The following is a 25,237-nucleotide window of genomic DNA, read 5'->3' as shown; positions in this document are numbered from 1 at the left end:
ACGCTCCGGGGCGGCCTCAGAACCCGGTCGGGTCGTCCCCGTTCTCGCCCCGCTCCGGGAGGAGGTAGCGGGAGAACCAGTCGGTGGCCAGGTTGGCGGCGGCGGCGAGGGTGCCCGGTTCCTCGAACAGGTGCGTGGCTCCGTCCACGACCGTGAGTCGGCTGCGGCAGTGCAGGCGGGCCTGGGCCTGCCGGTTGAGCTCGAGCACGGCTTCGTCCGCTCCGCCCACGATCAGCAGGGTCGGGGCCTGTACGACTGGCAGCCGGGCGCCGGCCAGGTCGGGTCGTCCTCCACGGGAGACGACGGCCGAGATGTCGCTGGCCGGCTCCGCCGCCGCCCAGAGCGCAGCGCCCGCGCCGGTGCTCGCTCCGAAGTACCCGATCCGGCACTGTGACGTCTCAGGGAGGTGCCGCAACCACGCGGTTGCCGCGGTCAGCCGGTTCGCGAGCAGTCCGATGTCGAAGACGTTGGATCGGTCAGTCTCCTCGTCGGCCGTGAGGAGGTCCAGGAGCAGGGTCCCCAGGCCGGCTCGGAGCAGCACCTCCGCGACGAACTGGTTGCGCGGGCTGTGCCGGCTGCTGCCGCTGCCGTGTGCGAAGACCACGATCCCCGTGGCGCCCTGGGGCAAGCGCAGATGGCCCTCCACCAGCACGCCGTCAGCGGGGATCTCGACGTCGCGATCCAGGTCGTCGACCACGACCCGGCCGTTGCGCATCCGCCGGGCTGCCGCATCCAGCAGCACCACGACCTCCTCGTCGCTGGTCGCGGAGAAGTCCCGGTAGTGGTTCCCGACGGCGACCAGCCGGTGCGGAGCCAGGACGCAGACGACCTCGTCGGCCCCCGGAAGATTTCCGACCGTCTCCGCCGGCACCACCGGCGCGGCCATGATCACCGTCGCCGCGCCGAGGTGACGGGCCACCTCACAGGCCACGCGGGCGGTGGAGCCCGTGGCGATGCCGTCGTCGACGATGACAACGGTGCGCCCCGTCAGATCCACCCGCTCCCGGCCCAGTCTGAGGCCGCCCACCCGCTCGTCCAGCAGTGTCCGCTCTCGACGTTCCACGGTGCGGAGCTCCTCAGCGGTCACGCCGGTGAGAGAGAGCACCTCCGTGTTGAGCACGCGGGCGCCGCCTTCGCCGATCGCCCCCATGGCGAGTTCGGGTTGGTACGGAACCCCGAGCTTGCGGACCACGATCACGTCGAGCGGCGCGTGGAGGGCCTCGGCGACCTCGAACGCGACGGGAACACCGCCGCGCGGCAGACCGAGCACGACCACATCCCGGTCACGCAGGTGGAGAAGGCGTTCGGCGAGTTGGCGACCCGCATCGACGCGATCGGCGAAGACGACCATCGTCCGGAACCTCCTTGATCGAGCGGATGATTGTGCTCCCGCACATCATCCCCCCGACCGGGGCTCCCCGACAGGGGCCGGCCGGACCGTGAAAAAAAAGACCCGCTCAGTGAGCGGGTCTTCTTCGTCAAACGGTTTTGGTGGATCCGAGGGGATTCGAACCCCTGACCCCCTGCATGCCATGCAGGTGCGCTACCAGCTGCGCCACGGACCCAGATTGTGCTTCGGCCGGATTCCATTTCTTCCGGCCCGAAACAACTTCTCTAGGCTACTACATCCCCAGCCTGTTGAGTACCAACTGCTACTCCTGGACCTTGTGGGCGGGCAGCTCGATCGGAATGACGGGGCAGTCCTTCCAGAGACGCTCGAGGGAGTAGTAGACGCGTTCTTCCTCGTGGAAGACATGGACGACGAGGTCTCCGAAGTCGACGAGGATCCAACGGCCCTCGGCGCGGCCCTCGCGACGCAGGGGCTTGTGGCCGGCCTCGGTGAGCTTGTCTTCGATCTCGCCGGCGATGGCCACGACGTTGCGCTCTGAGCGCCCCGTGACGATCAGGAAGATGTCGGCAAGCGGAAGGGGGTTCGAGACGTCGATCGCGACGAGGTCCTCCCCCGCTTTCGAGTCTGCGGCGGCAGCGGCCAGCTTGAGGAGCTCGAGAGCATGGGCAGAAGCGGTCATCGAATGAATCCCTGAGTTAGTGAAAGCGAATGAAGTGGCATTAGAAGATCTTGAGAACGTAGCCGGCAATGAACAGCGCAACAACGCCGAGGGCGAGCACGCCGACGGTGATCGTCAGGACGGTGGGAAGCGTCACCCCGCGCTTGGCCGGCGGCGCCATCACGCCCCTGGTCGAGGCGTGGGTGCTGACAGCGCGGCTGGCACTCACCGGGGCGACGTCGCTGTGGTGACCGCTCTCATCGAGCTGGTCGAGCATGTGGTCCATTTCGGCGGAATCGAACAGGTTCGGATGCGCGCCCGTTGAGCCGAGACTGCGCGGCAGGTCGATCGACCCGGTGATCATGATCTCGCCGGTGCTGGTCAACGGTCCGGAGGTCGTGCCCTGGTGCGGGATCGACGGCAGGATGAGGGCGTTGGTGGTCGTGGGGATTCCGCCGGCGCTGATCCCGCGGCTCATCAGCTGGTCGAACGGCTCGATCGGTGATCCGCCGGGAAAGGAACCGTCGTCTTCGTCACGATCGAGGGACCAGTGACCGACCGGCGGGTGGAGCACCCCGGGGCGGGCCCGGGCAGAGGACGTGGAAGAGGTCTTCGATTCGACGAGGAACTCGACGGGCACGGCCTGCTTCGCTTTGACCTGCGTCGCCTCGACGACGGGGGTCTCGGCTGCGGACAACTCGACCGGGGCCGGCTCGGACGGGCCCGATTCGTCGTCGTGGCCCTGGGCCAGCTGCAGGGAGCGCAGTTCACGGCGGGTCAGGGTTCGTTCGGGGACGGGCTGGCGCGGGGCGCTCACCGCGCCGGCCCAGCCGGACTTCGTCGCCGGCGGCGCGAAAACGGATGCGGCAGCGGGCTCGGTGTCCGGTGTGACGGCGGCGGGCGTGACCGGGGCCGGGGGTCGCACCGGCGTGGTGCCGGACGAGTGCGTGGGAATGTGGGTCGACGAATGCTGCTGGTCTGCCGAGGCAGGCTCGTGCCCCTGGGCCAACTCGCGCGCTTGACGACGCGTCAGTGGCTGTGGGTCATTACCCAACGTCATGCCACACTCCGATACAGATGATGCTTTGAGATGTACTGGACAACCCCATCGGGGACCAGATACCAGACCGGGAATCCCCGGTTCACACGTGCCCGGCAGTCTGTGGACGAGATAGCCAAAGCCGGAACTTCCAACAAGCTTACGTCCTGGTTCGGCAATCCCGAAACGCTGAGCTCATGTCCCGGACGACTCACAGCCACGAAGTGGGCGAGGTCCCAGAGCTCCTGGACGTCTTTCCAGCTCAGGATCTGACGGATCGCGTCCGCGCCGGTGATGAAGAAGAGCTCGGCGTCCGGGCGCTGGGCGTGCAGGTCGCGGAGCGTGTCGATCGTGTAGGTGGGTCCGGTGCGGTCGATGTCGACCCGGCTCACCGTGAAGCGCGGATTCGACGCCGTCGCGATGACCGTCATCAGGTAACGGTGTTCACTGACCGTCACATCGGGCTTCTGCCACGGCTGGCCGGTCGGCACGAAGATCACCTCGTCGAGGTCGAAGCTCTGCGCGACCTCGCTCGCGGCCACGAGGTGCCCGTGGTGGATCGGGTCGAAGGTGCCGCCCATCACACCGATTCTCAGACGGCGCTCCGGCATCGAAACGTCAGCCTCAGTGGCCGGCGCGGGCGCCGCCGTGAGCGTCGGCGTATGCCTTCGCCTTGGCCTGGTGGCGGTTCGCCACGTCACGGTACGACCAGACGACGACGCCGAGGGCGGCGAAGGTCACGAGGGCGATCAGGCCGTAGACGAACGTCGGCATGGGCAAGGCGACCTGTTCGGCCTGCGCGAGCACTACGTTCAGGAACGACATGGGTTCTCCATTCAGAGGCGGTTCAGGGGTGCCCGGCAAGAGCGGACGACTCCGACAGTATTCTAGCGGGGCCTACGCGCGCACCTGGCCCGAGCCACGCACGATCCATTTGGTGCTGGTCAGTTCCGGCAGGCCCATCGGCCCCCTGGCGTGCAGTTTCTGGGTCGAAATGCCCACTTCGGCACCGAATCCGAATTCGCCGCCATCGGTGAACCGGGTGGAGGCGTTGACCATGACGGCGGCGGAGTCGACCTCGGCCAGGAACCGCTCGGCGTTGACGACGTCGTTGGTGATGATCGATTCGGTGTGCCCGGTCGAGTAGCGGCGGATGTGCGCGATCGCGTCATCGAGCGAGTCGACCACGGCCACGGAGACCTCGAGGCCCATGTATTCGGTGCCCCAGTCTTCCTCGGTCGCCGGCACCGCGGCCGGGAAGATCTCCCGCACCCGCGCGTCCCCGTGGACCGTGACGCCGGATGCGGCGAGCTTCGCCAGCACGCCGGGGAGCAGCCGTGCGGCGGCATCCCGGTGCACGAGGAGGGTTTCGAGGGCGTTGCAGACGCTGGGCCGCTGCACCTTCGAGTTGTGCACGATCTCCACCGCCCAGTCTGCGTTGGCGCTCTCGTCGAGGAAGATGTGCACGACTCCCGCCCCGGTCTCGATCACGGGCACCTTCGACTGGTTCACGACCGCCTGGATCAGGCCGGCACTTCCCCGGGGGATGAGCACGTCGACGTGGCCGCGGGCCTGCATCAGCAGGGTGGCGCCCTCGCGCCCGAAGGGGTCGATCGTCTGCACCGACTCCGCGGGAAGCCCGGACGAACCGATCGCCTGCTGCAACAGGCCGACCAGGACCCGGTTGGTATTCTCCGCGGCGGATCCGCCGCGGAGTACGACGGCGTTGCCGCTCTTGAGCGCGATCGCGGCGATGTCGACGGTGACGTTGGGCCTGGCCTCATAGATGACCCCGACCACGCCGAAGGGCACCCGCACCTGGCTGATCCTGATGCCGTTGGGCAGGCTTCTCCCCCGCACCACCTCGCCGATCGGGTCGGTGAGCAGGGCGATCTGCTCGACGGCGGCGGCGAGTCCTTCGATCCGGGCCTCGTCCAGCATGAGGCGGTCGAGCATCCCGCCGGACAGGCCGTTCTCGCGGCCGGCGGCCAGGTCGGCGCGGTTGGCGGTGAGGATGTCGGGGACGTTCCCGCGCAGCGCGGCGGACACCGCGGCCAGCGCCCGGTTCTTCACCTGGGTCGGCGCGGCGGCGAGGTCAACCGCCGCCCGCCGGGACGCCTCGAGGATGGGCGTGAGTTGGACAGTGTCGGTCAGGGTCTGTGAGGACATCCCGGCAGTTTACGCGACGGGGCTGCCGGACGGCTGGGTGGTCTGCCGGGCAGGGCTGCCGGGCCGCAGGGTGGGCGCGCCGGCGCTCGGTTCGAACCAGGTTCCGACCAGGTCACCGCGGAGGGCCTCGGCGACCAGCGCTGTCGAGGTGACCAGGACTGCGGTGCCGGCGTCGGCCGCGATCCGGGCCGCCGACACCTTGGTGCCCGCACCCCCGGTGCCCACGCCGGAACGGCTTGCGCCGAATTCGACGCCGGGCAGCCGGTCGCCGGCGCCGACGTGCGAGATCGGCTCGGCACCCGGCAGGTGCGGCGGACGGGTGTAGAGCGCGTCGACGTCGCTGAGCAGCACGAGCAGGTCGGCCTTGATCAGCGTGGCGACGAGGGCCGCGAGCCGGTCGTTGTCGCCGAACCGGATCTCGTGGGTCGCGACGGTGTCGTTCTCATTGACGATCGGCAGGATGCGCAGCCCGAGCAGCCGGTCCATGGCCCGGTGCGCGTTGCTGCGGTGTGACGGGTTCTCGAGGTCGCCCGCCGTGAGGAGCACCTGGCCGGCGACGATGTCGTACCGATCGAGGCTGTCCTGGTAGCGGAAAATCAGCAGGTTCTGACCGACGGATGCCGCGGCCTGCTGGGTGGCGAGGTCGGTGGGCCGTTCGTCGAGCTGAAGGTAGGGCATCCCGGTGGCAATGGCTCCGGAGGACACGAGCACGATTTCCGCTCCGCGCCCATGGGCCGTGGCGAGGGCGTCGACCAGCGGGGCGATCTGGCCCGCGTTCTCGCCGCTGATCGACGAGGACCCGACCTTGACGACGATGCGCGCCGCCGATGCGATCTCATTCCGTGCGAGCACGCTCATTCCCCGGCCCGGGTCACAGGAGCGCGCGCCCGGGCGCCGTGGGCATCGGCTCGAACCAGGTGCCGACCTCCTCGCCGCGGAGGGCATCCGCGGCGAGTCCGGTCGCGGTCACGAGCACCGCGGTGCCGGCGGACGCGGCCAGCCGGGCCGCCTTCACCTTGGTGTTGGCGCCGCCGGTTCCGACGCCGCCCGCCGCCTTGGTCGCCCCGAATTCCATGCCGGCGAGTTCTTCGTCGAAGCCGATGTGGTCGATCCGTTCGGCGCCGGGCAGGTGCGGGGGCTTGGTGTAGAGCGAGTCGACATCGCTGAGCAGCAGCAGCAGGTCGGCCCGGATGAGCACGGACAGCATGGCCGCGAGGCGGTCATTGTCGCCGAACCGCAGGCCGTAGGTGGCCACGGTGTCGTTCTCGTTGACGATCGGCATGATCCGGAGGTCGAGGAGCCGGTTCACCGCACGGCGGGTGTTGCTGCGGTGCGGCTCGTTGAGGAGGTCTCCCTCGGTGAGCAGCACCTGCCCCGCGGCGATGCCGTGCCGGTCGAGGGTCTCCTGGTAGCGGGCGGTGAGCACGTTCTGCCCCACGGAGGCGGCCGCCTGCTGGGTGGCCAGGTCGCTCGGTCGCCCGTCGAGGTTCAGGTGGCTCATCCCGCTCGCGACGGCCCCTGAGGACACCAGGACCACCTCGACGCCGCGCCCGTGCGTCTCGGCGAGGGCTTCGATCAGCGGTGCGATCTGGTCGGCGTTGTCACCGCTGATCGAGGAGGAGCCGACCTTCACCACGATCCGGCGCGCGGAGGACACCTGGGCGCGGGCTCTGGCGCTCATTCGGACTCGCCTTCCTGCTTTCCCTTCACCGGGATTGAACCGTCGCCGGTCACGTCGCCGTTGAATTCCTCTTCGCCGGTGGACCACATGCCGGCTTCGCGTTCGCGGATGAGTTCGGCGCGGGCGGCCGCCTTGGCGTCCATCCGCCCGAAGTACTCCTCGCGACGTTCGTTGCTCGTGCGGCGCTTGGAGTCGTCGAGCCGGGTGTCCGTTCCGCGGGGCGCGGTGATCAGCTCGGCCGTCGACGTGAGCGTGGGCTCCCAGTCGAAGACGACGCCGTTGCCGGGGCCGATGATGACCGTCGACCCGGCGATGGCGCCGGCCTTGAACAGTTCGTTCTCGATCCCGAGCTTGGCCAGCCGATCGGCGAGGAACCCGACCGCTTCATCGTTGGTGAAGTCGGTCTGCTGCACCCAGCGTTCAGGCTTGGTGCCGATGATCCGGTAGATGTTGCCGAACGAGCCACCCTCGACCTTGACGACGAAACCGCTGTCGTCGACGGCCTTGGGGCGGATGACGATGCGCGGCTTGGCCGCCTGCGTCGCCGCTGCCTCGACCCGGCCGGCTTCGACGACCTCGGCCAGCGCGTAGTTGAGCGCGCGAAGGCCCTCGTGGCTGACCGTGGAGATCTCGAACACGCGGTACCCGCGCGCCTCGAGGTCGCCCTTGACGAAGTCCGCGAGTTCGCGGGCTTCCGGCACGTCGATCTTGTTCAGCGCGACGAGCTGCGGCCGGTCGAGCAGCGGCTTCTGGCCTTCGGGGACCGGGTAGGCCGCCAGCTCGCCGAGGATGACGTCGAGGTCGCTGAGCGGGTCGCGGTCGGGGTCGAGGGTGGCGCAGTCGAGGATGTGCAGCAGCGCGGTGCAGCGCTCGACGTGACGCAGGAATTCGAGCCCGAGCCCCTTGCCCTCGCTGGCGCCCTCGATCAGGCCGGGAACGTCGGCGACGGTGTACCGCACCTCGCCGGCGTCGACGACGCCGAGGTTGGGGTGCAGGGTGGTGAAGGGGTAGTCGGCGATCTTGGGACGTGCGGCCGAGATCGCCGCGATCAGGCTGGACTTGCCGGCCGACGGGTAGCCGACGAGCGCCACATCCGCCACGGTCTTGAGCTCGAGCTGGATGTCGCCTTCCCAGCCGTAGGTGCCGAGGAGTGCGAAACCGGGCGCCTTGCGCTTGGTCGAGGCGAGGGCTGCGTTGCCGAGCCCGCCCTGGCCGCCGGGCGCGACGACGATGCGGAAGCCGGGTTCCGTCATGTCGGCGAGTTCATTGCCTTCGGCGTCCTTGACGACGGTGCCCAGCGGCACGGACAGCTCCATCAGGTCGCTGGCGTAGCCGGCGCGGTGGTCGCCCATGCCGGGGCCGCCGTTGGAGGAGCTGCGGTGCGGCGAACGGTGGTAGCCGAGCAGCGTGGTCACCTGGGGGTCGGCCACGAGCACGATGTCGCCGCCGTTTCCGCCGTTTCCGCCGTCGGGGCCGGCGAGGGGCTTGAACTTCTCCCGCTTGACGGAGACACAGCCGTTCCCTCCGTTGCCCGCTCTCAGGTGCAGCGTGACGTGGTCAACGAATGTGGCCATGGGGTGCCCCTTTCAGGTGGCGAAAACACGTCAGGGCGAGCCAAAGGCCCGCCCTGACGTTCAAGAGTTGTGGATGCCTACGCGGCAGCCACCACGATGTTGACGACCTTGCGGCCGCCCTTGGCGCCGAACTCAACCGAGCCGGACTCCAGGGCGAAGAGCGTGTCGTCTCCACCGCGGCCGACGTTGACGCCGGGGTGGAAGTGCGTGCCGCGCTGACGAACGATGATCTCGCCCGCGCTGACAACCTGACCACCGAAACGCTTCACGCCGAGGCGCTGAGCATTGGAGTCGCGACCGTTGCGAGTGGAACTCGCACCTTTTTTGTGTGCCATCTGTTCTTCTCCTCAGGCCTTAGGCGATGCCGGTGACCTGAACGCGTGTGAGCTCCTGACGGTGCCCCTGACGCTTCTTGTACCCGGTCTTGTTCTTGAATTTCTGGATGACGATCTTCGGACCACGGAGGTCGTTGAGGACCTCGGCGGTAACCGTGACCTTGGCCAGCGACTTCGAGTCAGAGGTGATCTTGTCGCCGTCGACGAGAAGCACGGCGGCCAGCTCGACGTTGCCGTCCTTATCAGCCTTGATTCGGTCCATCGTGACGATGGTCCCGACCTCTACCTTCTCCTGCCGCCCACCGGCGCGCACAACTGCGTAAACCACGTTACGTACCTAACTCTGGGGAGCCGTGAGGCCCCGATTCCTAAGATGGAAAGTTACTGCGTTGAACGGGCCAAGTCGGCTCGTCGCTGTCAGAAAACCTTGGTGACCGCGCGGGCTCAGGCCCATCGCACACCAACAATCGACTTTAGCTGATCCTCCTGCCCCGGTCAAACCGAACCGGGAACATAGAATCTGGTGATGACCGTATTGATCGACCGTCCGATGTGGCCCGCCCACGGTACCGTCTGGTCCCATCTGGTCAGCGACACCTCGCTGGACGAATTGCACGCCTTCGCGGCCGCCAACGAGATCCCCCGGCGCGGATTCGACCTGGATCATTATGACGTGCCCGCGCGCCTCTACGACGTCCTGGTGGCCGCTGGGGCGCATCCGGTCGGCAACCGGGAGCTGGTGCTGCGCCTGCGGGCCAGCGGGCTCAGAGTGACGAAAAGGGACCGCGCGACCCGTCCGGAGCACCCGGGCTCCTAGCCGTCGGCGCCCCGCTCCCGCAGCCCGCACCCGTCGGAGCCCGTTAAAAATAGGCGACCGATGAAGGCCGGGCCGAAGCCGGGTCTCCATCGGTCGCCTGGGGCGGAACCGCTACTGCTGAGCGTCGTGCCCGGGGGTCACGATGGGCTGCACCGTGGCGGTCGAGCCGCCGGCGGTGGTGACACGGCGGCTGCGCGAACGACCCTGGCCGGGCTGTTTGGGCTCGGGGAGAGCCTCGAGCACGGAGTCGAGGAGCTGGTCGGTGACCTGCTTGCTGACCGTGCGCCGGCTGCGCGGGGACTTCTTCAGCGGGATGTCGAGGATCGCCACCGACTCCGAGGCGTCGTCGATCAGGGGCGCGGATGCCGCCGCCTCCGCTTCGCCGGCCGTGACCGGGGCAGACGTCGCCGTCTCGGCCATCGCCGTCTCGGTCATCGCCGTCTCGGTCACTGCCGCGTCGCCCGCAGCCGTCTCGACAGCAGCCGCGTCGACCGCCGCCGCGATCGGGTTGGCCTCCATGGCCGGGACGACGGCGATGGAACCGGTCAGCGATCGGGTGATGGTACGCGCCGCGATCAGCGCGAGGGCGTGCTTGGCGTCCTCGGTGATCCCGTGCGTGCCGACAGTGGACTTGGCCGGCTCCGACTGCTGCGCGCCGGCTCCGCGGTGACCGTTGTCGTTGCCGCCCCGATGGCCGTTGTCGCCGCCGCGGCTGCCGGCGTCCCCGTTGCCGCCGTTGCCGCCCGATTTGCTGCGCGGGCGACGCTCCATGGCGGGCTGCGCGGTCTGGCGGTGTTTGACGACCGGGTCGTGGTGGATGATGATTCCCCGGCCGGCGCAGGCTTCGCAGTTCTCGCTGAACGATTCGAGAAGTCCGAGACCGAGCTTCTTGCGGGTCATCTGCACGAGACCCAGCGAGGTGACCTCGGCCACCTGGTGCTTGGTGCGGTCGCGGCTGAGGCATTCGAGCATGCGCCGGAGCACGAGGTCCCGGTTGGTCTCGAGCACCATATCGATGAAGTCGACGACGATGATGCCGCCGATGTCGCGCAGGCGCAGCTGGCGCACGATCTCCTCGGCCGCTTCGAGGTTGTTCTTGGTGACGGTCTCTTCCAGGTTGCCGCCGGAGCCGACGAACTTGCCCGTGTTGACGTCGACGACCGTCATGGCCTCGGTGCGGTCGATCACGAGGGATCCGCCCGACGGCAGCCAGACCTTGCGGTCGAGGGCCTTCTCGATCTGCTCGGAGATGCGGTATTCGTCGAAGGCGTCGACGTCGCCCTCATAGCGTTCGACGCGCTCGACCAGGTCGGGGGCCACCTGGCGCAGGTAGGCCTCGATGATCTCGCGCGAGTCGTCGCCGGAGATGACCATCTTCTGGAAGTCCTCGTTGAAGACATCCCGCACGATCTTGATCAGCAGGTCGGGCTCGCTGTGCAGCAGGGCCGGCGCCTGGACCGTGTCGACCTGCTTGGCGATGGACGCCCACTGCGTGGTGAGACGGTTCACGTCGAGGGTGAGCTGCTCGTCGGTGGCACCCTCGGCAGCGGTGCGCACGATGACGCCCACATTGTCGGGGAGAACCTCCTTGAGGATCTTCTTCAGCCGGGCACGCTCGGTGTCGGGCAGCTTGCGGCTGATCCCGTTCATCGAACCGTTGGGCACGTAGACGAGGTAGCGGCCCGGGAGCGAGACCTGGCTGGTCAGGCGCGCGCCCTTGTGGCCGATCGGGTCCTTTGTCACCTGCACGAGCACCTTGTCGCCCGGCTTCAGCGCCAGTTCGATCCGGCGGGCCTGGCTGCTGTTGCCCGAGTTCTCAGCGGCGGCATCCCAGTCGACCTCACCGGAGTACAACACGGCGTTGCGGCCGCGGCCGATGTCGACGAACGCGGCTTCCATGCTGGGGAGCACGTTCTGCACCCGGCCGAGGTAGACGTTGCCGATCAGCGACGCATCCTGGTTCTTCGCCACGTAGTGCTCGACGAGAACGCCGTCTTCGAGGACGCCGATCTGGATCTTGTTGTGCTTGGCGCGCACGACCATGACCCGGTCGACGGCCTCACGGCGGGCGAGGAACTCGGCCTCCGTGATCACGGGGCGGCGGCGGCCGGCATCGCGACCATCGCGACGGCGCTGCTTCTTGGCCTCGAGCCGGGTGGAGCCCTTGATCCGCTGGGGCTCGGTGATCAGTTCGGGTTCGCGCGGGGTGCGCACCCGCACGACGGTGTTCGCCGGGTCGTCTGAGCCGGAGCGTCCTTCGTCGCCGGTGCGGCGGCGGGCCCGGCGGCGCACGGTCGACGCTTCATCGCCGTCGTCGTCCTGGTCCTGGCGGAAGCCGTCCTGGCGGAGGTTGTCCTGGCGGAAGTTGTCCTGGCGGAAGCCGTCCTGGCGGGCGGTTCCCTGGCGCGCAGCGGTGCGGGCCGGGAGCGGGAGGATGTTCGGCGCCTGGAAGAGGAGCGAAGTCGACGGGCGTCGCACCTCGGGCTGTTCGACGGGCGGGGTGGTGAGGTCCACGGTGGGTTCCTGTTCCGCTGGGGTCTGGGGCTGGGCCTCGAAAGCGGAGTTCGATTCGGCCGGGCCATCGGTGGTGGTCGCGGCGCTCGTCCGCGCCGTGCTGGTCCTGGTCGCGCGGGTCGGCGCGGCGTTGGTCGCCGCCGCCTCAGCGGCCTGGGCGGCATCCGTCACAACAGACTGCGGCTCTGCGGCCACCTCCGGCGTGGTTGGTGCGGCCGCGGATGCCCGTCGGCTGGTCCTGCGACCGCCGAACAGTCCTTTGCGCTTCTTGATTTCGTTGTCTTCCACCATCACTGGTGCGCTCCTTGACCGGTTTTGGGCGACCGCGCCACCCATCCGGCTACTCTCATGCGAGGTTTTTGCTTGCGCAAAAGCCTCGGGAATCCTCTTCGTTCGCAACCGGCTCTTGGCTCTGGCTGCTAATACCTTTGGTCGTGGGACCAATGAATCTGGGCTTTCGCTGCCCATTAGGCCTTCTCTGGCATCGGCTTGAGCGCGGCTCAAGCGACTTCTTCGATTATCGCATGCATTCTCAGGAAGACGCGCGAGGCGCATGGCATAATCCGAAGGTGCCCCAGCCCGAGACGTCCAAGCGCCCCGTCGGGCTCGCAATCTTCCTCATCATCGGCGGTTTGATCGCCCTGACCGCGGCCTTCCTGCTCACCCTCGACAAGATCCACATCCTCGAGGATCCCCAGGCCCAGCTCTCCTGCAACTTCAGTGTGCTGGTGGGCTGCAGCACCAACCTGGGCTCGTGGCAGGGCGCGATCTTCGGCTTCCCGAACCCGCTGATCGGCCTCATCGGCTGGACCGTCGTGATCACGATCGGGGCCGGCATCCTCGCCGGTGCCCGATTCGCCCGCTGGTTCTGGATCGGCCTCAACGTCGGAGTCACCGGCGCGATCGCACTGGTGGTCTGGCTGATGGGCCAGAGCTTCTTCGTGCTGGACGTGCTCTGCCCGTGGTGCATGGTGACCTGGGTCGTGACCATTCCGGTCTTCCTCGCCGTCACGCTGCACAACCTCACGGAGGGGAACCTGCCGGCACCTGCCGCCGTGCGTCGCTTCGCCGCCGGCGCCTATTCCTGGATCGTCGTGATCACGATCGGCTGCTACCTGGTCGCCGCGGCGATCGCCCAGGTGCAGATGGACTTCCTGCACCGGCTCTGACCTGCCTCGAACCCCCCACCCCGCCGAGCTGTGAGAAAAGCAGGTATTCCACCCGGGAAAGGGCGACTTCTCTCACGGTTCGGCGGGGCACGGCAGGCCCGATTCGACCCCTGATCAACGACCAAAATCGACCCCCGTTCAGCGCGCCAGGGTCACTAGACTGTCGCCCATGTACATGCTGATCTCCGCGGTGTTCTTCCTGCTGCTGCTCGGTGCGCTCATCGACATCATCACCAGGCAGGACGGCCAGGTTCAGCATCTGCCGAAGCTGGTGTGGATCATGATCGTCATCCTGCTTCCAGTGATCGGCAGCATCCTCTGGTTCGCCGTCGGGCGGGAGTATGCGGCTCCGATCGATCGGGGCACGTTCGGCGACCCCCGCCGGAGCCAGGCGCGACCCTCCCGGCCGGGCGAACCCCGACCGGGAGAACCCTCACGCGGGAAGTACACCGGTGTTCCGAGCCGCTCCACGGAGGACGAGCTGGCCGACCTCGAACGGGAGATCGAGTTCCACGCGGAGGCGGCGAGGATCCGGAACCTCGAAGCCGAGATCGAGGCCCGGCGGAAGAGCCTGGAGTAGCCCCGGGCGATCAGTCGAACCGGCGGTCAGTCGAACCGGCGGTCAGTCGAACCGGCGGTCAGTCGAACCAGAGGGCCAGCTCCCGGGCGGCGGACTCGGGCGAGTCGGAGCCGTGAACGAGGTTCTGCTGCACCTTTCCGCCCCAGTCGCGGCCGAGGTCGCCGCGGATGGTACCGGGTGCCGCGGTCGTCGGGTCGGTCGTCCCGGCGAGGGCGCGGAAGCCCTCGATCACGCGTTCGCCGGCGATCCGGAGGGCGAGGATGGCGCCGCTTTCCATGAACTCGACGAGCGGTTCGAAGAACGGCTTGCCCTCGTGCTCTGCGTAGTGCTGCACGAGCAGCGACCGCTCGGGCTCGACCAGCTTCACGTCGACGAGGGAGTATCCCTTTGCTTCGATCCGGCGCAGGATCTCACCGGACAGGTTGCGGGCGACGCCATCCGGCTTGACCAATACGAGGGTTTCTTCGATCTGGGTGCTCATGAGCTCTCCTTCTGGTTGTCTAATCTGGTGCCGACGACCATGCAGTACGTCCACATGGCAGCGAACATTGCGCCGACGAAAAACATCGTGGGGTTGAGGAAACCCGTCGCGACGACGATGGCCTGGATCGCCCAGCCGGCGTAGTACGACCAGTCGCGGCCGAGCAGGCCGATCACCAGGGCCATCGCCAGGCAGAGCGCCGCTCCCCCGCCGAGCGCGAGCCACGCCGGCAGCGCGCCGAGGCCGAAGATGACCAGCGCGGCGAGGAAGACGACGATGATCTCGAAGCCCAGCACGATCGAGGCCAGCGACCGTTTCACCGAGCGACGGCTCACTTCGCCAGCCATTCCCGGGCGTCGGCCAGGGCGATCGCCTCACCGACGAGGGTGATCGACCCCGTGACGATGACGGCGCGCCGCGGGGATTCCTCGGCCCAGTCCCTGGCCGATTCGAGCGCCTGGGCGAGGTCGTCGAACCGGATGGTGGTGTCGTCACCGACCGTGCGCGCCACCAGGTCGGCGAGGTCGTCGACGGGGATGGCCCGCTCGGAGTGCGACGCGGTGACGTGGAAGCGGGCGACGATGGGCTCGAGCGCCGCGATGATCCCGGCGGCGTCCTTGTCGGCCAGGATGCCGACGACGGCGACGATCTCGTCGAAGTCGAAGTAGGCATCCAGCGCCGCGGCGAGGGCGGCCGCGCCGTGCGGGTTGTGCGCGGCATCCACCAGCACGGTCGGGTCGGTGCCGACCAGCTGCAGCCGGCCGGGCGAGGTGGCGGAGGCGAGCCCCTCCTCGACGAGGTCGTAGGCCAGTTCCTGACTGCCGGCGCCGATGAACGATTCGACGGCGGCGATCGCGACGGCCGCGTTCTGCGCCTGGTGCGTGCCGTAGAGAGGCAGGAACAGGTCGGAATAGGTGCCGGCCAGGCCGCGCACCGAGATGAGCTGCCCGCCGACGGCGACCTGGCTGGCGAGCAGGGCGAAGTCCTCGCCCTCACTGGCCAGGGTCGATTCGGTCAGTTCGACGGCGCGTTCGAGTTCGGCCTGCGCCTGCTCGCCCTGCTTCGCCGTGACGACGGATGCCGCGGGCTTGATGATCCCGGACTTGGTGCGGGCGATCTCCGCGATGGTGTCGCCGAGGCGCCTGGTGTGGTCAAGGGCGATCGGCGTGATCACGGCGACCTGCCCGTCGGCGACGTTGGTGGAGTCCCACTCGCCGCCCATGCCGACCTCGATCACGGCGACGTCGACGGGAGCGTCCGCGAAGCAGGCGAACGCGAGAACGGTGAGCGCCTCGAAGAAGGTGAGCGGTTCGTCGCCGGCGGAGGTGAGCTCGTCGTCGACCATCCGCAGGTAGGGGGCGATGTCGTCCCAGTTCGCGGCGAGGGCCTCGTCCTCGATCGACTCACCGTCGATCACGATGCGCTCATTGAGCCGCACGAGGTGCGGGCTGATCAGCAGGCCGGTGCGCAGGCCGTACGCGCGGAGCAGGCTCTCGGCGATCCGGCTGGTGCTGGTCTTGCCGTTGGTGCCGGTGATATGGATGATCGGGTACACGGTCTGCGGGTCGCCGAGCAGTTCGAGGGCGCGCCTGGTCGGTTCGAGGCGGGGCCGCGGCGATCCTTCGCCGACGCGGGCGAGCAGGGCCGTGTAGACGGCGTCGCCGGCCTCCCGCGCGGCGTCGCCTGCTGTGGGGCTGGACTTAGACATGGATGAGTCCGTTCTCTCTGGCGACGGCGACGAGCACGGCACCCCGGTTGGCGTACTGCCCCGCTTCGAAGCGCACGTAGTGTTCGACTGGGGCGCCGACCAGGTCGCCGAGCCACTCCGACGGCAGGGTCGCGGCCAGCAGCTCGGCGTCGGCGTCGCTCGCCCGGTGGGTGGCGAAGCGGGTGGTCAGGGTTTCGGCCGGCACATCGACGCCGGCGGCGAGGGCGAAGGTGGCCGCGTCCAGGTCGTCGAAGAAGACCAGGTCGAGGCGGATGCGGTCGCTCACCTCGAATCCGGCTGACTTGCGGGTATCCTGCACCGCACGGATCAGGTCCCGGGCGAATCCCTCGGCCTCGAGTTCGGCCGTCGTGGTCGTGTCGAGCAGCACGAATCCGCCGCCCTGCAGCAGGGCGAGCGCGGTCGTGTCGCCGGACTCGGCGCCCTGGCCCGCGTCGGCGGACGGGCCGCCGGTCTGCAGCACGAGCTCGTACTCCCCCGGGGCCAGTTCGATCCCGCCGGCGGTGACGATGCCGTCGGTCTCGGTCCAGTCGCCGGCGCGGGCGGCCTTGATCACCTGTTGCACCTGCTTGCCGAGTCGGGGGCCTGCGGCCCGGGCGTTCACGTTGAGCCGGGAGGTGACGCCGTAGGCGGTGGCGCTGTCGGCCGCGAGCTCCACGAGGGACACGTTCTTGATGTTGAGCTCGTCGCGGAGGATGGCCTCGAACGGGGCCATCGCCGCCGTGTCGGTGGTGACCACGGTCAGGTTCGCGAGCGGCAGGCGCACGCGCAGGCCTGCCTGCTTGCGCAGGGAGAGCACGGTGGAACTGATGGTGCGCACCTGGTCCATGGCCGCGACGAGCACATCGTCGGCAGGGAAAAGTTCTGGGTCGGGCCAGTCCTCGAGGTGCACGCTGCGGCCGCCGGTGAGTCCCTGCCAGATGCGCTCGGTGACGAGCGGGAGCAGGGGCGCGGCAACCCGGGTGAGCGTTTCGAGCACGGTGTACAGGGTGTCGAAGGCCTCGGAGCCGCTGGTTCCCGAGGCCGCGGCGCCGGCCCAGAAACGGTCGCGCGACCGGCGCACGTACCAGTTGGTGAGCACGTCGGCGAAGTCCCGGAGCCGGGCGGACGCGAGAGTGCTGTCCAGGTTCTCCAGGTCGGCGGTGACGTCCGTGATCAGGGCGCGGGTCTTGGCGAGCAGGTACCGGTCGAGCACGTCGGTGGAGTCGGTGCGCCAGCAGGCGTCGTAGCCGTTCTCGCCGGACGCGTTGGCGTAGAGGGAGAAGAAATACCAGGTGCTCCAGAGCGGGAGCATGACCTGGCGGGCACCCTCCCGGATGCCTTCCTCCGTGACGATGAGGTTGCCGCCGCGCAGCACGGAGGAGCTCATCAGGAACCAGCGCATCGCATCCGACCCGTCCCGGTCGAACACCTCGTTCACGTCGGGGTAGTTGCGCAGGGACTTCGACATCTTCTGCCCGTCGTTGCCGAGCACGATGCCGTGGCTGACGACGTTCTTGAAGGCGGGGCGGTCGAACAGCGCCGTCGAGAGCACGTGCAGCATGTAGAACCAGCCGCGGGTCTGCCCGATGTACTCGACGATGAAGTCGGCCGGGTTGTGGCTGTCGAACCAATCCCGGTTCTCGAACGGGTAGTGCACCTGGGCGAAGGGCATCGAGCCGGAGTCGAACCAGACGTCGAGCACATCCGTGATGCGCCGCATGGTGGACTGGCCGGTCGGGTCGTCGGGGTTCGGCCGGGTGAGCTCGTCGATGTACGGGCGGTGCAGGTCGGTCGGGCGCACGCCGAAGTCGGCCTCGAGCTCGTCGAGCGAGCCGTAGACGTCGATCCGCGGGTAGTCGGGGTTGTCGCTCTTCCAGACCGGGATCGGCGAGCCGAAGTAGCGGTTGCGGCTGATCGACCAGTCGCGGGCGTTGCCGATCCACTTGCCGAACTGGCCGTCCTTAACGTTCTCCGGGACCCAGTTGATGTCCTGGTTGAGCACCTCCATCCGGTCCCGGAAGTCGGTGACCCGCACGAACCAGCTGGAGACGGCCTTGTAGATGAGGGGGTTGCGGCAACGCCAGCAGTGCGGGTAGGAGTGCTCGTAGCTGGCCTGGCGGAGCAGGCGTCCCTCGGCGCGGAGCAGCTGGGTGAGCGGCTTGTTCGCGTCCGACCAGAGCAGGCCGGCCACCTCGGGCACGTCGGGCAGGAACTTGCCGCCGTCGTCGAGGGAGATGATCACCGGGATGCCCGCGGCCTCGCAGATCCGCTGGTCCTCTTCACCGTAGGCCGGGGCCTGGTGCACGATGCCGGTGCCGTCCGCGGTGGTGACGTAGTCCGCCACGACGATGGTCCAGGCGTTCCCGGTGCCCCACACCGCGGTGTCCGCGTAGTAGTCGAAGAGCCGGTCGTAGGAGACGCCCTCGAGTTCGCTGCCGAGCACGGTGCGGGCGATCGCCGCGGTCGCGTCGGCCGCGGACTCGTAGCCGAGGTCCTTGGCGTAGTTGCCGACGAGGTCGATCGCGATCAGGTACTCGGCGCCGAGCACCTCGGCCGAGGCATCCGTTCGCCCGGTCTCCTCGCGGAGCACGGTGGCGTCCGGGGTGCCGTTCGGGCCGGCCGGCACGACGGCGTAGACGATCTGCGGGCCGACGGCGAGGGCGAGGTTGGTCGGCAGGGTCCACGGGGTCGTCGTCCAGGCGAGGGCACGCACGGCGGTGAGGCCGAGCACCTCCGCCTTCGCCCCGACGAGCGGGAAGGTGACCGTGACCGTCTGGTCCTGGCGCATCTTGTAGACGTCGTCGTCCATCCGCAGCTCATGGTTGGACAGCGGGGTCTGGTCGCGCCAGCAGTACGGCAGCACCCGGTAGCCCTCGTAGGCGAGCCCCTTGTCGTGCAGCCGCTTGAAGGCCCAGATCACGGACTCCATGAAGGTGATGTCGAGGGTCTTGTAGTCGTTCTCGAAGTCGACCCAGCGGGCCTGGCGGGTGACGTACTCCTCCCACACCTTGGTGTACTTGAGCACGGAGCTGCGGGCGACGGCGTTGAAGGCGCCGATGCCCATCTTCTCGATCTCGCTCTTGTCGACGATGCCGAGCTCCCGCTCGGCCTCGAGCTCGGCCGGCAGCCCGTGGGTGTCCCAGCCGAACCGGCGGTGCACCTGCTTGCCGCGCATGGTCTGGAAACGCGGGAACAGGTCCTTCGCGTACCCGGTCAGGAGGTGGCCGTAGTGCGGCAGGCCGTTGGCGAACGGCGGGCCGTCATAGAAGACCCACTCGGGCGCGCCTTCGCGGTTGTCGATCGACGCCTGGAAGGTGGCATCGTCCTTCCAGAACGAGAGCACCTCGGTTTCGATCTGGGGAAAGTTCGGCGACGGCACGATCGAGCCGGACTGCTGGTCCGCCGAACCTGATTGCTGACCTTGGGGGTACGTCATGCTTCTCCTGGACGAGTCGGGCAGTTTCTGCCTCCTGCGTGAGGCAGGCCTGCCCTGTTCCACGAGGACGCCGACTCCGAAAGGGATCCGCCGCGGTACCACCTCGCTTGCCGCCCGGGTGAGCGGGCGACCGCTTGTTCAGAGGCTGTGACGGGCCCGACCCGTTCGGTTCTACCAGGCCCCGGAGGGCCGTTCTTCCGAAGACTCACCGGTGATGGCCGGATCATAGTCATGCGTACGTAATTCTAGCCTGCCGCATCCGCCGGGTGGAATTCCCGGCCGCCACCGGATGTTTTACGATGAGACACTGGCGGCCCACCACGGGTCCGCTCCCCGACCAGCACACTCGGCCGTTCCCTGCCGTGGAAAGAGATCACCGCATGCATTCCTCGGTCCATTCACATCGTCCGGCCGTCATCGGGGCCGTCCTGGCCGCCGCCCTCCTCCTCACCTCGTGCACGGCCTCCCCCGGCACCGACGCCGGCGGCACCCCGGTGAAGGGCGGCACGCTCAGTTACGCGTCGGGAGACGCCGAACCGACCTGCCTGGACCCGCACGTCGGCGGCAATTACCCGCAGGCCCTGGTCAGCACGCAGTACCTGGAGTCGCTGGTCTCCCGGGACTCCAACGGCCAGATCATCCCGTGGCTGGCGAAGTCCTGGACGGAGAGCCCCGACGGGCTCGCCTGGGAGTTCACCCTCAAGGACGGCGTGACGTTCACGGATGGGACCCCGCTCGACGCGGCCGCCGTGCAGGCAAACGTGGCGCACCTGCGGGACCCGAAGACCGGCTCCTCGACCGGCTACCTGGCGTTGGCGAAGGTTGCGAGCACCGAGGCCGTCTCGGCGAACGTGGTGAGATTCGTCCTGAGCCAACCGGACGGCGCCCTCCTCGAATCGCTGACCCAGCCGTGGCTGGCGATCGAGTCCCCGACGGGCCTGGCCCGGGGCGTGGACGAGAACTGCGCCGCCCCGGTCGGCACCGGCCCGTTCCAGGTGGAGAGCTGGGAGAAGCAGGACTCGGTCGTGCTCGTGCGCAACGCCGGCTACACGTCGCCGCCCGCCGACGCGGACCACACCGGCCCGGCGTACCTGGCCAAAATCATCTGGCGGTTCATCCCCGACTCGGCGTCGCGCTTCGCGGCCCTGCAGGCCGGTGACGTCGACGTGATCGACAACGCCCAGCCCGACACGATCGTCCAGGCGGAGAAGGGTGACACGATCACCCACCTCGACGCGCCCCGGCCCGGAGCCTCGAACCGGATCGAACTGAACTCGTCCCGGCCGCCGTTCAACGACCCCCTCGTGCGGGAGGCCTTCATCCGCTCGGCCAACGTGGACGATGCCGTCAGCAGCCTCTTCCAGGGCACCGCCACGCGGTCGTACTCCGCGCTCTCCAGCGTGGAGGCCACCGCCGTGCAGCGGCCTGACCTGTTCGGCTACGACGCCAGAGCAGCCGACAAGCTGCTCGACTCGGCCGGCTGGACGGCCCGCGACTCGGCCGGCTACCGGGTGAAGGACGGCGCGCGCCTGACCGTGCAGTTCCCGGTGAGCACGAACCAGTCCATCCCCGCCGAGCAGTCGCTGTTCGAGCAGCTCCAGGCGACCGCGAAGAAGACCGGCTTCGACGTGGTGCTCACCCCGATGGACCTCTCCAGCTGGTACACGGCTCTCGGCGAGAACGGCTACGACGCCGTCAGCGCCCCGTACACCAAGGTCGGCCCTGACGTGCTGCGCATCCTCTTCGACTCCGCCGGCATCGTCCCTGCCCCCAGCGGTTACTTCGCCAACCACGCGCAGGTGAACGACCCCGCGGTCGACGCGCTGCTCGCCGAGGCCGCCACCGTGACGGATGCCGGCAAGCGCGCCGCCCTCTACACGGACGTGCAGAATAAGGTCCTGGAGGGTTTCTACCTCCTGCCGCTCTACGACCAGCAGAACCACTACCTGCTGAGCTCCCGCGTCTCCGGGGCCCGCGCGATGCCGACCGTGTCCACTCCCACGTTCTACGACGCCTGGCTCCCCGCCGAGTGACCGACGCGGCGGCGGGTTCGCTGAGGCCGGATGGAGCACCCCGCTCCGCCCGGCCGGTTCGGGCACGCCCACGGCGCGCTCTCCGCCGGACGCTGCCCGGGCTGCTCGCCGCCCGCCTGGCCGGGGCGGTGTTCGTGCTCTGGGCGGTGGCCACGATCACCTTCTTCGCGATCAGGCTGATCCCCGGCGACCCGGCCGAGGCCATCCTCGGCGGTCCGGGCTCGCAGACGTCGCCGGAGGCACTGGCCGCGGTACGGGCCCGGTACGGTCTCGACCAGCCCGTCGTCGTTCAGTACCTGGCCCAGTTGGGCCGGCTGGCAACCGGCGACCTCGGCCGGTCCTACGCGCTCAGGCAGGATGTCGCCCCGCTCCTGGTCGGCCAGCTCGGCGGGACCCTGCTGCTGGCGGCACTCGCGCTCGTCGTCGCCTGGCTGTTCGCGCTCGTGCTCGCCACCTGGTCGACCCGCGGCGGGCGCTTCGCCTGGTACCTCGGCTCCGGACTGGAGATCGTCGCGGCGGCGCTGCCCCACTTCTGGCTGGCTACCGCGCTGATCGTGCTGTTCAGCGTCTGGCTGGGGTGGTTGCCGCCGATCAGCACCCCGGGCCCGGCCGGCCTCGTGCTGCCCGTGCTCACCCTCGCCGTCCCCCTGGCCGGGTTCCTCGGCCAGATCATGCGCGAGTCCCTGCTCACCGCGCTCGAGTCGCCGTTCGTGCTCTCGGCGAGAGCCCGAGGCGAGGGCGATCGCGGCGTGCGCTGGATCCATGCCCTCCGGCACGCGTCGCTGCCGGCGATCAGCCTCTCCGGCTGGGCCTTCGGCTCCCTGATCAGCGGCGCAGTCGTGGTGGAGACCATCTTCGCCCGGCCCGGCCTCGGCCGCACGATGCTCAACGCGGTCACCGTGCGCGACGTGCCCGTCGTGATCGGGGTGGTGATGATCGTCGCCGTCGGGTACATCCTGATGACCGTCCTCACCGACCTGGCCCAGTGGATCGCCGACCCGCGATTGCGCCGGCGATGAGCGACCTCGAGATCCAGGCCGACCTCGGCCGCCAGGCGCGCGCCCGGGAGCCGCGCCGCCGCCGGATCGGCGTGGCCGAGGCCCTCGCCGCGGCGTTCGCGTTGTTCCTCGTCGTGGCCGCGGTCGCGCCCTCCATTCTCGCACCGGGAGACCCGCTCGCCATCGACCCGTTGTCGGCCTTCCAGCCGCCGAATCTCGCGCACTGGTTCGGCACCGACGAGTCCGGCCGGGACATCTTTACCCGGGTCAGCCACGGCACCGGAGGCTCCCTGGTCATCGGCATCCTGGCCACGGCGATCGGGCTCGGCCTGGGGATAGTGCTCGGAACCATGGCCGGGATGCTCGGCCGGGTCGTCGATTTCACCGTCAATCGGTTCCTCGAGGTGCTGTTCGCGTTCCCCGGACTGCTGCTGGCACTGCTCGTTATCCTGGTCTTCGGGCCCGGAACACAGACGGCGACCGTGGCGGTGGGGCTGGCGACGGCGCCCGGCTATGCCCGCATCATCCGGGGCCAGCTCATCTCGGTGCGGTCCTCGGCGTTCGTGGAGGCGGCCACCGTGCTCGGCCGCGGCCGCCGGCAGATCCTGGTGCGGCACATCCTGCCGAACACCCTGGCGCCGCTGTTCGTGCTGGGCACCCTCGGCATCGGGCAGGCCGTGGTCTGGGCGTCGGCCCTGAGCTACCTCGGGCTCGGCGCAGCCCCACCGGCCGCCGAATGGGGTGCCATGCTCTCGGCCGGGCGCACCTACATCACGTCGGCCTGGTGGATGGCCTTCTTCCCCGGGCTGTTCATCGTGCTCACCGCGGTCACCGCGACGAGCCTGGGGCGCGCCCTCGAACGACGATTGAGGCACGCATGAGCCAGGGAACCGGTCCCGCCGCCCGCCGTGCCGCGGTGACCCCGCCGCTCGTCTCGATGCTCCGCGTGCGGGACCTCGCGGTGGGGTTCGGCGGGCAGCCGGGGACCGATCCGGTCGTCGCCGGGGTCTCCTTCGACATCGCCCCCGGCGAATGCCTGGCGCTGGTCGGCGAGTCCGGCTCCGGCAAGAGCGTCACCGCCCGGAGCCTGATCGGCCTGGCCGGCGACGACGCCTGGCTGCAGGCCGCCGAACTGGAGATCAACGGGAGCGACGTGCTCGGCCTCTCCGACGCGCAGTGGCGGCGGCGGCGCGGCCGGGACGTCGGCCTGGTGCTGCAGGACGCACTCGTCTCCCTCGACCCGTTGCGACCGATCGGCCGCGAGATCGCCGATTCGCTCCGGCTGCACACCACCCTCGATCGCGCGGCGCGGCGGACCAGGGTGCAGGAGGTGCTCGAGCGGGTGGGGCTGCCCGACGGCCGCACCCGGGTGAGGCAGCGTTCGGGCGAGTTGTCCGGCGGGCAGCGGCAGCGCGCGCTGATCGCCTCCGCGATCGCCCTCGACCCGCCCCTGCTGCTGATCGACGAACCGACCACGGCACTCGACGTGACGGTGCAGGCGCAGATCCTCGACCTGCTGGAGAGCCTCAAACGGCATGGGACGGCCATCCTGCTGATCAGTCATGATCTCGCCGTGGTGGGCCGGATCGCCGACCGGATCGCGGTGATGAGCGCCGGTCGGATCGTGGAACGCGGGCCGGCCGCGAGGCTGCTCGCCTCGCCGAAGCATGAGCAGACCCGGCGGATGATCGCCGCGATTCCGATCGACAAGCCGCGCGGCACCCGGCTGTCCTCCCCAGAAGGCCGGGCGGATGCCCCGGCTTCTGCCCCGGCGTCGGCGTCGGCGTCGGCCCCGGCTCCGGCCGAGCTCGTGCTGGAGGCGTCCGGACTCGTCAAGACCTTCCGGAGGCCGGACGGCAGCGAGCAGCGGGCGGTGGACGGGGTCTCCCTCCGGCTCCTTCGCGGCACCACCCTCGGTCTGGTCGGCGAGTCCGGTTCGGGCAAGACCACGACGGCGCGTCTGTTGCTGGCCCTCAGCCGACCGGATGCGGGTGAGGTGCGGGTGCTCGGTCGCCCGTTCAGCGCCGTCACCGAGCGGCAGCGCCGGCGCCTGCGCCCGGAGCTCGGCGCGATCTACCAGGATGCCCTCAGCTCCTTCGACCCTCGGCTGAGCGTCGACGCGGTGCTGCGCGACGCCGTGCGGGGCGCGCGCCACGCCGCCCGCCAGGCGGGGAACGCCGCCCGCGACCGGGCCAGGGTGCTCGAGCTGCTCGACCAGGTGTCGCTTCCGGCGACGCTCCTGAGCAGGCGCCCGCTGTCGCTCTCCGGCGGCCAGCGCCAGCGGGTCGGCATCGCGCGGGCGCTGGCCTCGGAGCCGCAGATCCTGGTCTGCGACGAACCGGTGTCATCCCTCGACGTGACGGTGCAGGCCCAGGTGCTCGATCTCCTCGACGAACTGCAGCGGGAGCGAGGCCTCAGCCTGCTCCTCATCTCCCACGACCTGGGGGTGATCCGGCACGCCAGCGACCAGGTCGCGGTGATGCTGGACGGCACGATCGTGGAGACCGGGGACACGGCGCAGGTTTTCACGGCGCCGCGGCATCCGTACACGCAGTCCCTGCTCGCCGCGGTCCCCCGCCTGGGCTGAGCCGGAGGCCGCACTCGAACACTCGGGCACCGCCGGAATCGGCGGGGAACAGGGCATCCGGTAGATTGGGTGAGGCCCAATACTCAGGCACCTCACCAACGACTCGG

23 protein-coding genes and 1 tRNA gene are annotated in these 25,237 nt (G+C 69.2%); 7 read left to right on the top strand and 17 right to left on the bottom strand.

All coding sequences use genetic code 11. The features are described from left to right. Window positions 1–16: 16 nt before the first annotated feature. From E3O32_RS05415 to rplU, 12 genes are all read right to left on the bottom strand, one after another. Window positions 17–1,351 carry a phosphoribosyltransferase gene (locus E3O32_RS05415; RefSeq protein ID WP_134507505.1) on the bottom strand — a complete coding sequence of 445 codons (1,335 nt, stop codon included), beginning with the start codon at window positions 1,349–1,351 and terminating at the stop codon, window positions 17–19. A 138-nt stretch (window positions 1,352–1,489) separates the two neighbouring features. Next, window positions 1,490–1,565: transfer RNA gene (locus E3O32_RS05410), tRNA-Ala, on the bottom strand. Window positions 1,566–1,652: 87 nt separating this feature from the next. Beyond that, window positions 1,653–2,030, bottom strand: coding sequence for a ribosome silencing factor (gene rsfS, locus E3O32_RS05405; RefSeq protein WP_134507504.1), 378 nt, complete (start codon window positions 2,028–2,030; stop codon window positions 1,653–1,655). Window positions 2,031–2,070: 40 nt separating this feature from the next. Next, a complete protein-coding gene (locus E3O32_RS05400; RefSeq protein ID WP_134507503.1) occupies window positions 2,071–3,069 on the bottom strand; it encodes a hypothetical protein in 999 nt (332 codons plus the stop codon). Beyond that, entirely contained in the window at window positions 3,066–3,659 is a 594-nt protein-coding gene (gene nadD / locus E3O32_RS05395) for a nicotinate-nucleotide adenylyltransferase (RefSeq protein ID WP_134507531.1), read from the bottom strand. Before nadD ends, E3O32_RS05400 begins: the two co-directional genes overlap by 4 nt. A gap of 13 nt (window positions 3,660–3,672) precedes the next feature. Next, on the bottom strand, window positions 3,673–3,873 hold the full coding sequence (locus E3O32_RS05390; protein WP_134507502.1) for a hypothetical protein: 201 nt from the start codon (window positions 3,871–3,873) through the stop codon (window positions 3,673–3,675). A 72-nt stretch (window positions 3,874–3,945) separates the two neighbouring features. Then, on the bottom strand, window positions 3,946–5,217 hold the full coding sequence (locus tag E3O32_RS05385; protein WP_134507501.1) for a glutamate-5-semialdehyde dehydrogenase: 1,272 nt from the start codon (window positions 5,215–5,217) through the stop codon (window positions 3,946–3,948). 9 nt (window positions 5,218–5,226) lie between these two features. Beyond that, a complete protein-coding gene (gene proB, locus E3O32_RS05380; RefSeq protein ID WP_134507500.1) occupies window positions 5,227–6,075 on the bottom strand; it encodes a glutamate 5-kinase in 849 nt (282 codons plus the stop codon). A gap of 13 nt (window positions 6,076–6,088) precedes the next feature. After that, window positions 6,089–6,898: a glutamate 5-kinase gene (gene proB, locus E3O32_RS05375; protein WP_134507499.1), complete on the bottom strand. Its 810-nt coding sequence runs from the start codon at window positions 6,896–6,898 to the stop codon at window positions 6,089–6,091. Further along, window positions 6,895–8,472 (bottom strand): GTPase ObgE, encoded by a 1,578-nt coding sequence (gene obgE / locus E3O32_RS05370; RefSeq protein ID WP_134507498.1) that lies wholly within the window; start codon window positions 8,470–8,472, stop codon window positions 6,895–6,897. The genes proB (E3O32_RS05375) and obgE overlap by 4 nt, the downstream gene beginning before the upstream one ends. Before the next feature lie 77 nt (window positions 8,473–8,549). Further along, entirely contained in the window at window positions 8,550–8,807 is a 258-nt protein-coding gene (gene rpmA / locus E3O32_RS05365; protein ID WP_134507497.1) for a 50S ribosomal protein L27, read from the bottom strand. Window positions 8,808–8,826: 19 nt separating this feature from the next. Further along, window positions 8,827–9,135 (bottom strand): 50S ribosomal protein L21, encoded by a 309-nt coding sequence (rplU, locus tag E3O32_RS05360; protein ID WP_134447928.1) that lies wholly within the window; start codon window positions 9,133–9,135, stop codon window positions 8,827–8,829. Window positions 9,136–9,333: 198 nt separating this feature from the next. Between rplU and E3O32_RS05355 the strand changes: the two genes are divergently transcribed. Next, entirely contained in the window at window positions 9,334–9,624 is a 291-nt protein-coding gene (locus tag E3O32_RS05355; RefSeq protein ID WP_134507496.1) for a DUF4031 domain-containing protein, read from the top strand. 111 nt (window positions 9,625–9,735) lie between these two features. On the opposite strand, the gene E3O32_RS05350 is transcribed toward E3O32_RS05355, so the two are convergent. Further along, on the bottom strand, window positions 9,736–12,429 hold the full coding sequence (locus tag E3O32_RS05350) for an Rne/Rng family ribonuclease (RefSeq protein WP_241974598.1): 2,694 nt from the start codon (window positions 12,427–12,429) through the stop codon (window positions 9,736–9,738). Between the two features lie 278 nt (window positions 12,430–12,707). On the opposite strand from E3O32_RS05350, the gene E3O32_RS05345 reads away from it, so the two are divergent. Both E3O32_RS05345 and E3O32_RS05340 read left to right on the top strand, forming a co-directional pair. Then, window positions 12,708–13,307 carry a vitamin K epoxide reductase family protein gene (locus tag E3O32_RS05345; protein WP_241974586.1) on the top strand — a complete coding sequence of 200 codons (600 nt, stop codon included), beginning with the start codon at window positions 12,708–12,710 and terminating at the stop codon, window positions 13,305–13,307. Between the two features lie 169 nt (window positions 13,308–13,476). Beyond that, entirely contained in the window at window positions 13,477–13,887 is a 411-nt protein-coding gene (locus tag E3O32_RS05340; protein WP_134507493.1) for a PLD nuclease N-terminal domain-containing protein, read from the top strand. A 58-nt stretch (window positions 13,888–13,945) separates the two neighbouring features. Here E3O32_RS05340 and ndk read toward each other — a convergent pair whose 3' ends face one another. From ndk to ileS, 4 genes are read right to left on the bottom strand one after another with little or no spacing between them, the layout of a single operon-like run. Beyond that, on the bottom strand, window positions 13,946–14,368 hold the full coding sequence (gene ndk, locus E3O32_RS05335; RefSeq protein ID WP_134507492.1) for a nucleoside-diphosphate kinase: 423 nt from the start codon (window positions 14,366–14,368) through the stop codon (window positions 13,946–13,948). Further along, window positions 14,365–14,703, bottom strand: coding sequence for a DUF4233 domain-containing protein (locus tag E3O32_RS05330; protein ID WP_166790783.1), 339 nt, complete (start codon window positions 14,701–14,703; stop codon window positions 14,365–14,367). The genes ndk and E3O32_RS05330 overlap by 4 nt, the downstream gene beginning before the upstream one ends. Then, window positions 14,700–16,076 carry a bifunctional folylpolyglutamate synthase/dihydrofolate synthase gene (locus E3O32_RS05325; RefSeq protein WP_134507490.1) on the bottom strand — a complete coding sequence of 459 codons (1,377 nt, stop codon included), beginning with the start codon at window positions 16,074–16,076 and terminating at the stop codon, window positions 14,700–14,702. Before E3O32_RS05325 ends, E3O32_RS05330 begins: the two co-directional genes overlap by 4 nt. Beyond that, window positions 16,069–19,512, bottom strand: coding sequence for an isoleucine--tRNA ligase (gene ileS / locus E3O32_RS05320; protein ID WP_134507489.1), 3,444 nt, complete (start codon window positions 19,510–19,512; stop codon window positions 16,069–16,071). The genes E3O32_RS05325 and ileS overlap by 8 nt, the downstream gene beginning before the upstream one ends. A gap of 380 nt (window positions 19,513–19,892) precedes the next feature. Between ileS and E3O32_RS05315 the strand changes: the two genes are divergently transcribed. From E3O32_RS05315 to E3O32_RS05300, 4 genes are read left to right on the top strand one after another with little or no spacing between them, the layout of a single operon-like run. Next, on the top strand, window positions 19,893–21,545 hold the full coding sequence (locus tag E3O32_RS05315; RefSeq protein ID WP_134507488.1) for an ABC transporter substrate-binding protein: 1,653 nt from the start codon (window positions 19,893–19,895) through the stop codon (window positions 21,543–21,545). Continuing rightward, window positions 21,542–22,564, top strand: a complete 1,023-nt coding sequence (locus E3O32_RS05310) for an ABC transporter permease (protein WP_420898095.1) — start codon at window positions 21,542–21,544, stop codon at window positions 22,562–22,564. The genes E3O32_RS05315 and E3O32_RS05310 overlap by 4 nt, the downstream gene beginning before the upstream one ends. Continuing rightward, window positions 22,561–23,424 carry an ABC transporter permease gene (locus E3O32_RS05305; RefSeq protein WP_134507487.1) on the top strand — a complete coding sequence of 288 codons (864 nt, stop codon included), beginning with the start codon at window positions 22,561–22,563 and terminating at the stop codon, window positions 23,422–23,424. The genes E3O32_RS05310 and E3O32_RS05305 overlap by 4 nt, the downstream gene beginning before the upstream one ends. Further along, complete coding sequence (locus E3O32_RS05300; protein WP_166790782.1) at window positions 23,421–25,130, top strand: dipeptide ABC transporter ATP-binding protein; 1,710 nt, start codon at window positions 23,421–23,423, stop codon at window positions 25,128–25,130. The genes E3O32_RS05305 and E3O32_RS05300 overlap by 4 nt, the downstream gene beginning before the upstream one ends. Window positions 25,131–25,237 lie beyond the last annotated feature (107 nt).

Source organism: Cryobacterium mannosilyticum (genome assembly GCF_004402705.1).
Classification (GTDB): Bacteria; Actinomycetota; Actinomycetes; order Actinomycetales; family Microbacteriaceae; genus Cryobacterium; species Cryobacterium mannosilyticum.
The sequence above is the reverse complement of the archived record's forward strand: the minus strand, read 5'-3'. Positions and strand labels throughout refer to the sequence as shown.

Bases quoted from the DNA above. Each gene is read 5' to 3' on its own strand.
- E3O32_RS05415 (WP_134507505.1), bottom strand. From the start codon at position 1,351: ATGGTCGTCTTCGCCGATCGCGTCGATGCGGGTCGCCAACTCGCCGAA.
- rsfS (WP_134507504.1), bottom strand. From the start codon at position 2,030: ATGACCGCTTCTGCCCATGCTCTCGAGCTCCTCAAGCTGGCCGCTGCC.
- E3O32_RS05400 (WP_134507503.1), bottom strand. From the start codon at position 3,069: ATGACGTTGGGTAATGACCCACAGCCACTGACGCGTCGTCAAGCGCGC.
- nadD (WP_134507531.1), bottom strand. From the start codon at position 3,659: ATGCCGGAGCGCCGTCTGAGAATCGGTGTGATGGGCGGCACCTTCGAC.
- E3O32_RS05390 (WP_134507502.1), bottom strand. From the start codon at position 3,873: ATGTCGTTCCTGAACGTAGTGCTCGCGCAGGCCGAACAGGTCGCCTTG.
- E3O32_RS05385 (WP_134507501.1), bottom strand. From the start codon at position 5,217: ATGTCCTCACAGACCCTGACCGACACTGTCCAACTCACGCCCATCCTC.
- proB (WP_134507500.1), bottom strand. From the start codon at position 6,075: ATGAGCGTGCTCGCACGGAATGAGATCGCATCGGCGGCGCGCATCGTC.
- proB (WP_134507499.1), bottom strand. From the start codon at position 6,898: ATGAGCGCCAGAGCCCGCGCCCAGGTGTCCTCCGCGCGCCGGATCGTG.
- obgE (WP_134507498.1), bottom strand. From the start codon at position 8,472: ATGGCCACATTCGTTGACCACGTCACGCTGCACCTGAGAGCGGGCAAC.
- rpmA (WP_134507497.1), bottom strand. From the start codon at position 8,807: ATGGCACACAAAAAAGGTGCGAGTTCCACTCGCAACGGTCGCGACTCC.
- E3O32_RS05355 (WP_134507496.1), top strand. From the start codon at position 9,334: ATGACCGTATTGATCGACCGTCCGATGTGGCCCGCCCACGGTACCGTC.
- E3O32_RS05350 (WP_241974598.1), bottom strand. From the start codon at position 12,429: ATGGTGGAAGACAACGAAATCAAGAAGCGCAAAGGACTGTTCGGCGGT.
- E3O32_RS05340 (WP_134507493.1), top strand. From the start codon at position 13,477: ATGTACATGCTGATCTCCGCGGTGTTCTTCCTGCTGCTGCTCGGTGCG.
- ndk (WP_134507492.1), bottom strand. From the start codon at position 14,368: ATGAGCACCCAGATCGAAGAAACCCTCGTATTGGTCAAGCCGGATGGC.
- E3O32_RS05325 (WP_134507490.1), bottom strand. From the start codon at position 16,076: ATGTCTAAGTCCAGCCCCACAGCAGGCGACGCCGCGCGGGAGGCCGGC.
- ileS (WP_134507489.1), bottom strand. From the start codon at position 19,512: ATGACGTACCCCCAAGGTCAGCAATCAGGTTCGGCGGACCAGCAGTCC.
- E3O32_RS05315 (WP_134507488.1), top strand. From the start codon at position 19,893: ATGCATTCCTCGGTCCATTCACATCGTCCGGCCGTCATCGGGGCCGTC.
- E3O32_RS05305 (WP_134507487.1), top strand. From the start codon at position 22,561: ATGAGCGACCTCGAGATCCAGGCCGACCTCGGCCGCCAGGCGCGCGCC.
- E3O32_RS05300 (WP_166790782.1), top strand. From the start codon at position 23,421: ATGAGCCAGGGAACCGGTCCCGCCGCCCGCCGTGCCGCGGTGACCCCG.